The sequence below is a fragment of the Sunxiuqinia sp. sy24 genome (assembly GCF_052677165.1).
In genome coordinates this window covers 241,036-255,357 of the sequence record NZ_JBQYLH010000003.1, presented here as the reverse complement: position 1 = coordinate 255,357, position 14,322 = coordinate 241,036, and the positions used below count along the sequence as shown (strand labels likewise).

Below are 14,322 nucleotides of genomic sequence, written 5' to 3'. Positions count from 1 at the left end.
GCCATTTTTATGGAGATCAATTATCAATTAAATCATTTCAAAATGAGAATTTTTCGAACATTCATTTTTTTTACATTAATCATGACGTTTTTTGGAGCTTGTACGAATCAGGCTGGAAAAAAACGGGAAATAGCTCTTGTACCTCAGCCGAACGGCCTGGTGAAAGGGGAGGGGAGCTTTACGATCGATGCCAAGACGGCGTTCGTTGTGCCAGAGAATGACAAACTTCAATCGGCAGCAGGACTGATCAATCAACGGTTTAAGCAAGCTGCAGGTTTTGAGTTGGCAGTTGTTAAGGAGTTGCCCGCTAAAAACTTCATTCACGTAGAACTGACGGGAGAAGCAGGTTCAAACGACGAATCTTACCAGTTGAGCGTTACTTCTGCCGGAGTTAATATCAAAGCAGCATCAGAGCGTGGAGCTTTCTACGGACTGATGAGTATGCTGCAGTTGTTGCCTGCTGAAATTGAAAGCACGCAGGCAGTGGCTGATGTTGATTGGACTATGCCTTGTGTAGAGATCGACGATGCCCCTCGTTTTGTGTGGCGTGGTATGCACCTGGATGTTTGTCGTCATTTTGTGTCGATCGAGTTCATTAAAAAGCAATTGGACGTGATGGCCTTGTTTAAGATGAACACGTTTCACTGGCACTTGACTGAAGATCAGGGCTGGCGGATTGAAATTAAAAAGTATCCTAAGCTGACTGAGTTGGGTTCTAAGCGTACCGAGGGCGACGGAAGTGTTTACGGTGGCTATTACACCCAGGAAGAAATTAAAGAAGTGGTGGCTTATGCTGCTGAGCGCTTTATTAATGTGGTTCCTGAGATTGAATTGCCAGGACACTCGTTGGCTGCTTTAGTCGGATATCCTGAACTTTCATGTACGGGTGGTCCTTTCGAGGTGCGCACAGTGTGGGGTGTTGAGCCCGATGTATATTGTGCTGGTAAAGAGGAAACTTTCCACTTTTTGGAAGACATCATTGATGAAGTGGTGCCTTTGTTTCCTTACGAATATTTTCACATTGGAGGCGATGAGTCACCAAAAGATCGTTGGAAAGTTTGTCCCGATTGCCAGCGTCGTATTCGCAAAGAAGGCCTGAAAGATGAGCACGAATTGCAAAGTTATTTTGTGCAACGTATTGAAAAAGTACTGTTGGCACACGACCGGAAAATGATTGGTTGGGATGAAATCCTTGAAGGCGGATTGGCTCCTTCGGCCACAGTGATGTCGTGGAGAGGTGAAGCCGGTGGTATTGAAGCGGCTAATCAAGGGCACGATGTGGTGATGACCCCTGGAAACTGGGTTTACCTCGATCATTACCAAGGAGACAGCAAAGTGGAGCCGGTGGCTATTGGTGGTTACACAACCATGGAGGAATCGTACAGCTACGATCCGGTACCTGCAGAATTAGATGCTGCCAAAGCCAAGCATGTTCTCGGAACTCAGGGAAATGTGTGGTCGGAGTATATGTATACACCTGAACTGTTTGAATACCGTATCTATCCTCGGATTATTGCCTTGGCTGAAGTCGGCTGGACGCAGAAAGAGAATAAGGATTATGAGGATTTTGTGAAGCGTATGGATCCACAATTTGTGAGACTGGACTTGCATAATATCAATTACCATATTCCACTGCCTGAAGGCCCTCTGAGTCACATTGCCTTTGCCGATACGGCTTCACTTGAATTTACGACTACACGTCCCGTAAAAATGGTGTACACGCTGGATGGTAGCGAGCCCGATCAAAACTCAACCGTTTATGAGTCTCCGCTGACTTTTACCGAAAATGCGACGGTGAAGATTCGTTCGGTACTCAACAGCGGCAAAATGAGCGCGGTGAGAACTATCACGGTTGAAAAACAAAGTTTGTTGCCTGCAGTGTCGGTTGAAACAAGCAAAACGGGTTTAACCGGAGAGTATGCTGAAGGAATCTTTGTGAAGGTGAAGGATCTGGAGTCGGCTGAAAACTGGAAGACAATTGATGTAAACGAAAAAACACTTCGGACAATCAATAATTACAAAAAACCAACAGGAGCTAAGCTTCAAGGGTATATTGAGATTCCAGAAGATGGATTCTACGAGTTTCAAACTAATTTTGACCAGTTTTTTATTGGAGGAAAGCTTTTGGTGAGCAATGACGGAGAAGTGAAGCGCTACTCACGAAACAATGCTCAAATTGCATTAGCTAAAGGTAAACATGCTGTCGAAATTATTTATCTGAACAACAATATTGGTGGTTTCCCACAATCGTGGAATTACTTTATTGTAGACTACAAAAAAGTTGGTGACGAAAAATTCACACAAATTAAATTAGAGAATTTCATCTACTAATAAAATAAAGGCTGCCTTCGGAGTAAAACACATGATTTGTGTGTTACTTTTGAAGGCAGTTTTTTTTTACTGCTAAAACTATAATGACTCAAACATAAGAAAAGTTCTAATTCATGAGAAAATCAACACTACTACTTATTACTATTTTCTTTGCCGGATGGGCGGCAACCGGGCAGACATCCGGTTCTGATCTTAATGTCTGGAATTATGTGGAAAACGTTGAAGTGATTCAAGAAAACAAAGAACCGGCTCATGCCTCCTTTGTTTCGGTTCCTGCCGTTCAGGAAGCTTTAACGAAAAAAGCGACCGAGGTAAGCACTCGCCAGTACCTCGATGGTATCTGGAAATTCAACTGGGTACGTTCTCCGAAAGATCGGCCGGTAACGTTTATGAATCCTGAAGAAAATGTAGATAATTGGGATAACATCAAAGTTCCTTCAAACTGGGAAGTGGAAGGTTACGGAGTTCCAATTTATGTGAACCATCAATACGAATTTGCCGATCATAAAGCTCCGGTTGCCGATGATATGGAGCTGGATGGGATTTATCCAAAATATCCCGGCAAAGTGCCTCATGAGTATAACCCCGTAGGTTCTTATCGTCGCAGTTTTACGGTTGCTGATGATTGGGATGGCAAAGAAATTTTCTTGCACATAGGAGCCATGAAGTCTGGTGGTTTCGTATGGATTAACGGAAAATACGTGGGCTACTCGCAAGGCAGTAAGCTGCCTGCCGAATTCAACATTACTCCTCATCTTCAAAAAGGGGAGAACACCATCGCTCTTCAGATTTTTAGATGGACTGATGGTTCATATCTCGAGTGTCAGGATTTTTGGCGCATCAGTGGTATCGAGCGCAGTGTTTACTTGTATGCTCAACCCAAACTACGCATTCGCGATTTTGAGGCCAGCGCAACACTGGATGCAGCTTATCAGAATGGTGAATTGGAGTTGATGGTAGAAGTGAAAAATCATCTCCCTAAAGCACAGAAATTTCAATTGGCTTATCAGTTGTTAGACGACAAAGGACAATTGGTGACCAGCGAATCAAGAAAGTTGGAAGTAAATGCAGGTGCTGACCTGACAGAAGCCTTGACAGCCACGGTCGAAAATGTGAAACCTTGGAGTGATGAGCATCCCAATTTGTATACTTTATTGCTGGAAGTTCAGGATAAAAAAGGCAATACGCTAGAAGCTTCAGCTGTAAAAGTTGGTTTCCGAACCGTTGAAATCAAGCAAGGTTTATTGCTGGTCAACGGACAACGCATAACCTTGAAAGGGGTAAATACGCAGGAGGCTGATCCGGAAACGGGGCATGTGATGAGCGAAGAAATGATCATGACGGATATTCGTCTTTGGAAAGAAAACAACATTAATGCGGTGCGATTGAGTCACTATCCACGTGGTGCCCGTTTCTACGAATTGTGCGATGAGCACGGAATTTATGTTGTAGATGAAGCGAATATTGAATCGCACGGTATGTATTACGGCGATCATTCGCTGGCTAAAAAAGAAATTTGGGAAAACCAGCATGTCGACCGTATGGTACGTCTGGTTGAGCGCGATAAAAATCATCCTTCCGTTATTATCTGGAGTATGGGTAATGAAGCCGGTAATGGTATTAACTTCTACGCCGGTTACAAAGCGATGAAAGCAGCCGACTCGCAAAAGCGCCCTGTGCAATACGAGCGTTCGTATAAAGATCGTGATGGTAGTATTCTGGATATGGATTGGAATACCGACATTGTAGTGCCACAGTATCCATCACCTGGTTTCTTTGAGTACATCGGAAAACACAAAACCAACCGTCCGTTTATTCCAAGTGAGTATGCTCACGCCATGGGAAATAGTACGGGTAACTTCCAGGATTACTGGGATGTTATTGAGTTGTACGACAACCTGCAAGGCGGTTTTATTTGGGACTGGGTGGATCAATCCATCTGGAAAACCAATGAAAAAGGAGAGCGCTTTTATGCTTATGGAGGCGATTATGGTGAAAAAATGCCAACCGACAATACTTTCCTGAACAACGGAATTGTATTCCCCGACCGCTCAGCTCAGCCTGGTTTGTATGAAGTGAAAAAAGCGCATGAGTTTATCAATTTCAAAAATGCGGGTATCAATGGTCACAATGAGTTGCGTGTGTTTGTTGAAAATCTGTATGACTTTACCAACTTAAATGTGTTCAACTTCACCGCTCAGGTAAAAGCGGATGGAGAAGTGTTGAAGACTCTCAATTTTAACGATCTTGATGTGGAAACACATACCGGACAACTGATTCGGGTGTCTTTGGATGGTGTTCAGCCGAAAAGCAATACGCGTTATTTTGTACACCTCTCTGCTACACTAAAAGAGGCTTGGGGTTTGCTTCCTGTCGGGTTTGAAGTGGCTCATGAGCAAATTGAGCTGACGAAGCTATTCAAGGCAGAAGCAACAGTGGTTGCCAATGGCGCGGACTTAACTGTGCAGGAAGATGAGCAGCAAGTAACAGTGTCGAATTCTGATTTTAAATTTGTATTTAGTCAACAGGAAGGACGTCCGGTTTCGTTTGAATACAAAGGCAGCGAATTGCTGAAAGACGGTAAAGGTCCTAAGCCAAACTTCTGGCGTGCACCAACCGATAACGACTTTGGAAACCGCATGCAGTTCAATAACGGCGAGTGGAAGAAAGCTTCTTTGTTTTCAGAAGTTACTGCTATGAAAACAGAAAAGCTGGCTGACAACCAGGTGAAACTGGAAGTGACTTACCAATTGCCAGGTGTTAATACCACTTTTGTAAGTGTATACGAAATTGCAGGAACAGGCGTGGTGAAAGTGTCAAACATCTTGGATAAAACCGACTATCGTGCTGATATTCCACGTGTGGGCATGCGCATGCAGTTGCCTGCCGATTATGAGCAACTGACTTACTTTGGTCGTGGTCCTTGGGAAAACTACGTTGACCGTAAAGCTTCAACTTTTGTCGACTTGTACCAGGCAAGCGTGAGCGAGTTGTACGTGCCTTATGTACGTCCTCAGGAGAATGGCTATCGGACCGATGTGAATTGGTTTGCCCTGGAAGATGGAGCCGGAAAAGGTTTGCTAGTTGTGGCTAATACACCAAAAGTCGGATTAAGCATGAGTGCGTTGCATATGTTAAACGAAGATTTTGATACCACGGAAGGAATCGATTATGAAGGCAACAGCGAGGTGGAGCCTGCATTCCGTATTGATGGTATTCCGGAAGTGAACGGAAGCAAGCATATCAACGATATTAAAGAGCGCGATTTGGTACAGCTGAACATTGATCTGGGACAGCGCGGAGTGGCCGGAGATAACAGCTGGGGCGCTCGTCCGCAGAAAGAATACACCATGAGCGGACAGGAGCAGCATCAGTATAGTTTCTATCTGGTACCGATGGTAAACGGCTCAACGAAGAAATACATTGAAGTGAGTAAAACGCTTGCGAACGAAAAATAATGTTTAGCAGATTCATCTCAAGTTACTGTTAAATAAAGATCTAAATGCTGCGGCCGGACTTTCTAATGATGAAAGTTCGGCCGTTTTTTTCTCCCTCCCAGCGGTTTATGTGTGACATATTTGATATATTTGTGTCCGCAGTAAAAAGGGATGAGTGTGCAGAATAGTCAGAGTGATAACGTATTGTGGAAACGCTTCCAGCAAGGGGATACCAATGCTCTTGGGGAGATCTTTCAGGAACGGTTTCGGGAGTTGTATTATTACGGCTTAAAGTTGGTGCCGGTTTCTGAATTGGTGAAAGATACCATTCAGGATTTATTTACGGACTTATGGTCTCGTAAAGAAAACGTTAAAGAAATTGCCAATATTAATGCTTACTTATTTGTTTCATTGCGCCGCGAACTTGTGCGACGGGCTGCAAAAATCCGCACTCATACGGATTTAGATGAAGCATCCTCACAGTATTTTACTTTTTCAAGCGAAGACTTTATCGTTGGAAATGAAACAGAGCTGGAAACCAGAAACATGTTGGTTGCCGGGCTTAGGCATTTAACTGCAAGGCAGCGCGAAGTCATTCTGCTAAGGTTTAAACACGAAATGGAATTTAAGGAAATAGCAAGGACTATGGATTTGAATGTTCAGTCTGTTCGTAACTTGTTGTTTCGTGCCCTCGAAAAATTAAGAGAAGAAATGAGTTCGGGAGATTTGGCTGAAAAACAGGATGTTGGCCTTATCTTACTCACATTTTTTAAAGAAAAGATAAAGATTTCTTAAAACGAGTGAGTATAAAATCTCTAATTCTACTCTTTATAGGCAAAGGCACACCATGAAACATGCTGAAATAAATACATACGAAAGCTTGATTGCTGATACTCAGTTTGTACGCTGGGCAAAAGGCAAGCAGGTTGACGATTCTCAGAAGTGGGAGGAGTGGAAGGCAAATCATCCGGATAAAGCGAGAGAATTTGATGAAGCCTGCCAGGCCGTTCGCATGTTTTCATTTGCCACACCTGCCATTAACGATTTGGAAGTTGATTATTTGAAACAAAAAGCTTTTGATCGTTCCAAGAAACAAAGAAACACCTCCAGAACATTTGTTATGCTGCAGCGCTTGACGCGAGTGGCTGCCGTATTGTTTATTCCCTTGTTGCTTTTTACGACCTGGACATTGCTTGATAAGAAGCAGCTGGAAAATACTTACGTCAGTTTGGTTGAAAATAAGTTGGACGAGGAAATATCAGTCGTTGCGCCCATCGGAACACGAACCATTGTTGATTTACCCGATGGCTCAAAAGTGTGGTTAAATGCCGGTTCGCAACTGACTTATCCGCCAATTTTTGCTAATAGCGGGCGGACTGTCAGGCTGGAAGGAGAAGCTTTTTTTGAAATTAGCAAAGATGAAACTCCTTTTAAAGTGGAAAACTTTGGGCCAACCATCAAGGTCTATGGTACCGAGTTTAATGTAAATGCTTATAGCGAAGAAGAAGTGGTAACGGTAGCCTTGGTAGAGGGGCGTGTTTCCTTGGCTAAAAGGGGTGGTGAGATGTTTATCCAGCCTGGCGAGGTGTCATTTTTCGATAAGTCAAGCCAATCCATTCGTGTTGAACGAAGAAGTCTGGAGCGCTTTCTCTGCTGGCGCGAAGGGAAGTACATCTTCCGAGGCAACTCTTTGAATTCTATTCTTCGCGTTTTGCAGCGTCAATACAATGTCGAATTCGTGCTTGCCAATCCCGGATTGGGCAACGCCAAATATAATTTCACCTTTCAAAATGAAAGTTTGGAGCAAATTCTTGAGCTCCTGGAGCTTTCGGCACCTATTCAATTTGATTATACCAAAGGGTATTTGAGTAAAGAAGGGGACTATGTGAAAGGAAAAGTGAAAATAAGAGAGATATAAAAATAGTAAGAGAATTTAGCCTATGTAATTAAAAAAGAAATGCAGATAATGCCCCAACATTATCCGCATCCCAATCTATAATTCAATTAATTGTAAGAATTAATCACTACAAAATTATGAAAAAAATTGATTGTTATGGCTTACCCGGCAGGGTAGGTCTGAAGAAAGTATTGCGCATGATGAAATTGACAACTTTTTTAATGTTGTTCTGCCTGATGCAAACCTTTGCGGTTTCAGGGTACTCGCAGCAAACACAATTGACACTTGATGTGAAAAATCGGTCGATTGAAGATGCTTTGTACGAAATTGAACAACAGAGTGAATACGTTTTTCTCTACAATAGAAATATTGTTGATGTGGAACGTAAAACCAATATGCAAATCAAAAATGCATCGATTGATAAGGTGCTGAAGATGATGTTTGAAGATAGCGAAGTGAGCTATCAGGTGATCGATCGCCAGGTTGTGCTTTCAACTAAGAGTCAGACCGCACAGCAGGAGCGTACCATTGCCGGAACAGTTTCGGACCAGGGTGGCGAACCGCTTCCCGGAGTAACGGTAATGATCAAAGGGACTTCAGATGGAACAATTACCGATTTTGATGGGAAATACGCCCTGAAAGAAGTAACTCCAGGAGCTACTTTGGTTTATTCGTTTGTTGGGATGCGAAGCCAGGAAGTGATTGTTGGAAATCAGTCAAGCTTTGATGTCGTGTTGGAAGAAGAGACCATCGGAATTGAAGAAGTGGTGGCCATCGGTTATGGCACACAGAAAAAAGTGAACCTGACAGGTTCGGTATCGAATGTGACTTCAGAAGTTCTGGAATCTCGTCCGGTACAAAATGTAGGGCAAGCCCTTCAGGGAATTATTCCCGGCTTAAACTTTCAAACTTCCGGATTGGGGGGGGAGTTGAACCAAGGTTTAAGTTTTAATATTCGTGGAGCAGGAACCATTGGGTCTGGATCGAACTCTTCTCCATTGGTGCTGATTGATGGTATGGAAGGAGACATGAATGCCATCAACCCACAGGATATCGAAAACATTTCGGTATTGAAAGATGCTGCTGCCGCTTCAATTTACGGATCGCGTGCTGCATTTGGTGTTATCCTTATTACAACAAAAACCGGGAAAGAAGGAAAAACAACCATCAACTATAACAATAACTTCCGATTGACGGCTCCTATGGGATTGCCTGAAATGTTGGATTCGTATTCCTTCGCGTTGTACTGGAACGAAGCTGCTGCCAATGATGGGCAGGGAGCTAAATTCTCGGACGAGGTGATTGAGCGTATTTTGCAATACCAGGCCGGAGAAATTGATTACGGTACGGTACCTAATAATAATGGTGACCGCTGGCAATTTTATACCGGATCAAATGCCAACACCGATTGGTTTGAAGAGCATTACCGTAGTGCGGCTTTTGCCCAGGAACACGCGGTTAGCATCAATGGCGGAAATGAAGATGTTCGTTACTATGTGTCGGGTAACTTTTTGGATCAGGAAGGTTTAGCTCGTCACTCCGATGACCAGTTTAGCCGCTATACCATTACGGCAAAAATTAACGCCAAACTGAGTAAGCATGTATCGTTCAATTACAACTCGAAGTTGGTTCGCGAAGATTATGAAAGAGCCACTCAGCAGTCGGGCTTGTTCTTTCACAACATTGCTCGTCGCTGGCCCACAATACCCGTAAAAGATCCGAACGGACATTACACCGATTCGAGTGGTGAAATTGTTCAGCTTCGCGATGGCGGACGTACCAGTGATCGTTCAGATTGGGTCTATCAGCAAGCTCAGTTGGTTATTAATCCGCTGGAAGGCTGGAACATTTATGTGGACGGTAACTACCGGGTGAATTATTCCACTTATCACCGGGATGTACTTCCTGCTTACGCTTATGACGTGAATGAAAACCCTTACCCTGTAGCTGTGCTTTGGAATGCAGCAGGTCACAGTTCCGTTTATGAGTCTGACAGAGGGGAGAATTTCTTCACTTCGAATATTTACTCGGACTACGAGTTCAACATTAATGATGATCACTATTTCAAAGTGATGGGTGGGTTTAACTCGGAGCTGATGAAATATCGTACCTTGGGCGCATCGCGCACAGGCTTGATTTCACCTTCATTGCCAACGATTAATACAGCCACTGATAATAGTAAAGCTGAGCATGGTCAATACCAACACTGGGCTACTGCCGGTTTCTTTGGACGTTTGAACTACAACTACAAAGAGCGCTACTTATTGGAAGTAAATGCTCGTTACGACGGTACTTCACGTTATTTGGATGACAAGCGCTGGAACGTTTTCCCTTCTGTTTCACTGGGATGGAACATGGCGAAAGAAAACTTCTGGGGACTGGATCATATTTTCCAAACATTCAAGGTGAGAGGTTCTTATGGCGAGTTGGGTAATCAAAACACCTCAAACTGGTATCCGTTCTACTCGCAAATGCCTGTAAGCATCAACAATGGTGGCTGGTTGCTGGGTGGTGAAAGACCAAATACAGCAGGTGCACCTGGATTGATCAGTTCGTTGTTAACCTGGGAACGTGTAACCAGCTATAACATTGGTTTAGACCTGTCGATGTTCAACAATCGGTTGTTTGTAAACGCGGACTACTTCAGCCGGAAAACATTCGATATGGTTGGACCTGCTCCTGAACTTCCTGTTATTTTAGGGACTAGCGTTCCTCAGATTAACAACGCCGATATGAAATCGTATGGTTTCGAATTGGAGATGAGCTGGAAAGATCAAATTCGTGATTTCAAATACGGGGTGCGGGCTGTCGTGTCAGATGACCAGCAGGAAATTACCAACTACCCGAACCCAACTAACAACATTGGTACCTGGTACGAAGGGCAGAAAATGGGTCAGATTTGGGGATATACTACCATCGGAATTGCGAAAACGCAAGAAGAAATGGATGCTCACCTGGCGAATGTTAGCCAAAGCAGCCTGTCAAGTAAATGGGGTGCTGGAGACATTATGTACGCTGACTTGAACAACGACGGTAAAATTGATGGTGGTTCAGGACTGCTGGGAGATACAGGTGACCGTAGCGTGATTGGCAACTCAACACCTCGTTTCCGTTTCAGCGTTGACCTGACCGGATCATGGAAAGGATTTGATTTCAGAGCCTTGTTCCAGGGAATAGGCAAAAGAGACTGGATGCCTAATGGAGCTTATTTCTGGGGTGCCAGCGGTGGTATGTGGCAATCAGCCGGATTTACAACACACATGGACTATTTCCGTGATGAAAACTCCGTAATGGTAGAGGCCGGTCATGCTGATGTGAACACGGATTCCTACTTCCCAAAACCTTACTTCAGTACTGGAAAGAACCAGCAAACACAAACTCGTTATTTACAAAGTGGCGCTTACCTGCGTTTGAAAAACCTTCAGGTTGGGTATACACTTCCTAAAGTGTTAACAAGCCGCGTAGGAATTAACAAAGCTCGTTTTTATATCTCAGGAGATAATCTATTGACAATTACCAATATGATTGAAACATTTGATCCGGAGACAGTTGGGTTGAGTGGCTGGAGCGATGGAAAAACGTATCCATTGTCAAAAGTATTCTCTTGTGGTTTAAGTGTTAACTTTTAATGGATTGAAAAAATGAATAGAAAAATAACATATACAATTTATTCGGTCATTTTACTACTTGCAGTATCACTAACTTCCTGCAACGATTATCTGGACCGGGAGCCATTATCCAATGTGACTCCAAACGAATACTTGTGGAATGAAGCTGATTTAGCGGCTTATTCGATTGGGCAATATAATTTCCCAACTCATGGAGGTTGGGGAGTTGGTACCTTTGCTTACGATAACCATACCGATAACCAAGTAACTTCGGGCTATTCCAATCGTTGGGTGCCGGGTGAATACCGTGTGCCACAATCAGGAGGTGCCTGGAACTTTGGACGAATTCGTCAGTGTAACTATTTCTTCGAAACGGTTTTACCTCGCTGGAAAGCAGGAGAAATTGGAGGTAATGCGACGAATGTGGATCATTACATCGGTGAAATGTACTTCTTGCGAGCTTATGAGTATTTCAACAAAGTACAGGCTTTTGGTGATTTCCCGATCGTGAAGAAAACACTGAATGACCAAATGGAAGAATTGGTGCTGGCTTCAAAACGTCGTCCACGTAACGAAGTAGCTCACTTTATCATTTCTGACTTGGATTCAGCCATTATGCTGCTGAGCGAAAGTGCTCCTTATGGTAAAAACCGGATTTCGAAAGACGTGGCTAAGTTATTCAAGTCGCGGGTAGCCTTACACGAAGCTACTTGGTTGAAATACCACAAAGGAACTGCTCAGGTTCCTGGAGGACAAGGATGGCCAGGTGATCCTGCTACTGCTTCTGGATTCAATATCGATGTTGCAATCGATTATTTCTTGGCGCAGGCGATGGAAGCTTCTGAGGAGGTTGCCGATGCCGTTGCCTTGGTTCATAATACCAAAGATGATGGTTACGATTCTTCACAAAATCCATATGCCCAAATGTATACCGATGTGGATATGAATGGCTACAGTGAAGTGTTGTTGTGGCGTGCTTATGACCCAAGTAAAGGAATCAACCACAACGTGAACCACTACCTGAATAAAAATGGTGGAAACACAGGTTATACAAGAGGTTTTGTTGATAATTTCCTGATGGCAAATGGATTGCCAATCTATGATGCCGCTTCTGGATATGCTGGTGACGATTCAACGCAACTGGTAAAAGTTGACCGTGATAACCGTCTGCAATTATTCCTGAAAACGCCTGGTGACTTACGTGTGGTCGATAAAACAAATGTTGATGGTACGCCTATCGTAGAAGGTTATCCTGATCTCATCGGAATTAACGAAACACGCTATGTTACAGGTTATGCCCTTAAAAAAGGAATGTCATACATTGATGCGCAATTAGAAGGAAGTAACGGATCAACCGGAAGTATTGTATTCCGTGCTACTGAGGCTTATCTGAACTACATCGAAGCATCGTACCTGAAAGAAGGAACGGTTAATGCGAAAGCTGACCAATACTGGCGTGCTATCCGTGAGCGTGCAGGTGTTAATCCTGATTACACGGTTACGGTAAATGCTACCGTGATGAGCGAAGAAGCGAAGAATGACTTTGCAGCTTACTCTGCCGGACAACTGTTGGCCGATAAAACTTTGTACAACATTCGTCGTGAGCGTCGTTGTGAGTTGATGGCTGAAGGTATGCGTTACTTCGACCTTAAGCGTTGGAGAGCGCTGGATCAGTTAGAAACCAATCCATACATTGTGGAAGGTTTCAAACTGTGGGGACCCATGCAAAACTGGTTTGTGGACGAAGATGGTGAATCACGTTTGATTGAAGCCGGAACTCCTGATCAAACTCCAAACGTTTCAAGCTCATCAGAAAGTGAGTACTTGCGTCCGTATCGCATCAACTTGAGCAGTACGAACCTTGTACGCGACGGCTACCACTGGACTGCAGCACACTACTTGGATCCGATTGCGATTCAGCACTTTATCATTACAGCTGAAAATACGTCTGATCTGACTACTTCTGCGATTTACCAGAACCCGGGATGGCCGTTGGAAGCTAATAGCGGAGCTATTGACTAAATTGAAAAAAATCATACATAAGATAATTTAGTGCATTGAAGAGGCCACATAAAGAATGATTGATCATGCTTTTGTGGCCTCTTTTTACAACAAAAAGGAAGGGGTAGTAGAACATACTTACTCCTGTTTTCATTAAAAGAGCTTGCAATAAAAACGAAAGGATTATGAATAAAATCGTGTTATTATTTATGGTGACTTTGGTAACCATGGCTTGTTCTCAAAACAAGGACCAAAAATGGGAACTGATTTGGAGTGATGACTTTTCTGTTGACGGAGTGCCCGATCAATCGAAATGGAGTTTCAGTGGGCGTCGTTCACCCGACTGGGCGTGCTATTGTACCGATCAGCCTGAAAATGCCGAAGTAATTGATGGTGTTTTGCATTTACGTGGCATCGTCGCCGGGAATGATGCCGACACGCTAGCCTATCAAACGGGCTGCATTCAAACTAAAGGAAATTTTTCGTTTCAATACGGGAAGCTTGAGGTGCGTGCCAAGTTGGATCAAGGGCAGGGATCATGGCCGGCTATCTGGCTGATGCCCGAAAAAAGTGTTTATGGTGGATGGCCTAAAAGTGGTGAAATTGATGTGATGGAGCAGCTTAACTTTGATACCATCTTTTATCAAACCATTCATTCGGATTATGTAGATATCCAGCAACAAAAAAATAAGCCCAAACATCATGCAACAACTTCGTATAAAATTGGAGAGTTTAATATCTTTGGCCTGGAATGGTATCCTGACAGGCTGGACTTTTTGATAAATGGGGTAAAGACGTTTACTTATCCCAAAGTTGAAGGGATCGGATCCAGTCAATGGCCATTCGACCAGGAATTTTACCTTATTCTAAATCAAGCCTTGGGAGGAAACTGGCCCGGCCCCGTTAATCGGGAAGACTTGCCTGTGGAAATGCAAGTGGACTGGGTTAAGGTGTATCAACTCAACTAAGCTACTGCCAAAAAAAAACGAGAATTTACACCGTAGATCATTGGGATTGAATTTGAATTTTGAAACACCATAATTAAGAG

At 43.5% G+C, this 14,322-nt stretch carries 7 protein-coding genes; all 7 read left to right on the top strand.

Features of this window, described 5'->3' with window-relative positions; translation table 11 throughout:
* Nucleotides 1-42 precede the first annotated feature (42 nt).
* Nucleotides 43-2,331 (top strand): family 20 glycosylhydrolase, encoded by a 2,289-nt coding sequence (locus ACUNWA_RS04635; RefSeq protein ID WP_445590716.1) that lies wholly within the window; start codon nt 43-45, stop codon nt 2,329-2,331.
* A gap of 113 nt (nt 2,332-2,444) precedes the next feature.
* Nucleotides 2,445-5,789 carry a glycoside hydrolase family 2 TIM barrel-domain containing protein gene (locus ACUNWA_RS04630; protein WP_445590715.1) on the top strand — a complete coding sequence of 1,115 codons (3,345 nt, stop codon included), beginning with the start codon at nt 2,445-2,447 and terminating at the stop codon, nt 5,787-5,789.
* A gap of 150 nt (nt 5,790-5,939) precedes the next feature.
* The gene (locus ACUNWA_RS04625) at nt 5,940-6,563 is read left to right on the top strand and encodes an RNA polymerase sigma factor (RefSeq protein ID WP_445590714.1); all 624 of its coding nucleotides are present in this window, start codon (nt 5,940-5,942) and stop codon (nt 6,561-6,563) included.
* Nucleotides 6,564-6,615: 52 nt separating this feature from the next.
* Complete coding sequence (locus ACUNWA_RS04620) at nt 6,616-7,686, top strand: FecR family protein (RefSeq protein ID WP_445590713.1); 1,071 nt, start codon at nt 6,616-6,618, stop codon at nt 7,684-7,686.
* Nucleotides 7,687-7,802: 116 nt separating this feature from the next.
* Nucleotides 7,803-11,294 carry a TonB-dependent receptor gene (locus ACUNWA_RS04615; RefSeq protein ID WP_445590712.1) on the top strand — a complete coding sequence of 1,164 codons (3,492 nt, stop codon included), beginning with the start codon at nt 7,803-7,805 and terminating at the stop codon, nt 11,292-11,294.
* A 12-nt stretch (nt 11,295-11,306) separates the two neighbouring features.
* Nucleotides 11,307-13,295 carry a RagB/SusD family nutrient uptake outer membrane protein gene (locus ACUNWA_RS04610; RefSeq protein ID WP_445590711.1) on the top strand — a complete coding sequence of 663 codons (1,989 nt, stop codon included), beginning with the start codon at nt 11,307-11,309 and terminating at the stop codon, nt 13,293-13,295.
* A gap of 164 nt (nt 13,296-13,459) precedes the next feature.
* Nucleotides 13,460-14,242, top strand: a complete 783-nt coding sequence (locus ACUNWA_RS04605; RefSeq protein ID WP_445590710.1) for a glycoside hydrolase family 16 protein — start codon at nt 13,460-13,462, stop codon at nt 14,240-14,242.
* The last annotated feature ends 80 nt before the right edge of the window (nt 14,243-14,322 follow it).

Excerpts from the sequence above, each read along its gene's own strand:
- ACUNWA_RS04635 (WP_445590716.1), top strand. The coding sequence starts at position 43 with ATGAGAATTTTTCGAACATTCATTTTTTTTACATTAATCATGACGTTT.
- ACUNWA_RS04630 (WP_445590715.1), top strand. The coding sequence starts at position 2,445 with ATGAGAAAATCAACACTACTACTTATTACTATTTTCTTTGCCGGATGG.
- ACUNWA_RS04625 (WP_445590714.1), top strand. The coding sequence starts at position 5,940 with ATGAGTGTGCAGAATAGTCAGAGTGATAACGTATTGTGGAAACGCTTC.
- ACUNWA_RS04620 (WP_445590713.1), top strand. The coding sequence starts at position 6,616 with ATGAAACATGCTGAAATAAATACATACGAAAGCTTGATTGCTGATACT.
- ACUNWA_RS04615 (WP_445590712.1), top strand. The coding sequence starts at position 7,803 with ATGAAAAAAATTGATTGTTATGGCTTACCCGGCAGGGTAGGTCTGAAG.
- ACUNWA_RS04610 (WP_445590711.1), top strand. The coding sequence starts at position 11,307 with ATGAATAGAAAAATAACATATACAATTTATTCGGTCATTTTACTACTT.
- ACUNWA_RS04605 (WP_445590710.1), top strand. The coding sequence starts at position 13,460 with ATGAATAAAATCGTGTTATTATTTATGGTGACTTTGGTAACCATGGCT.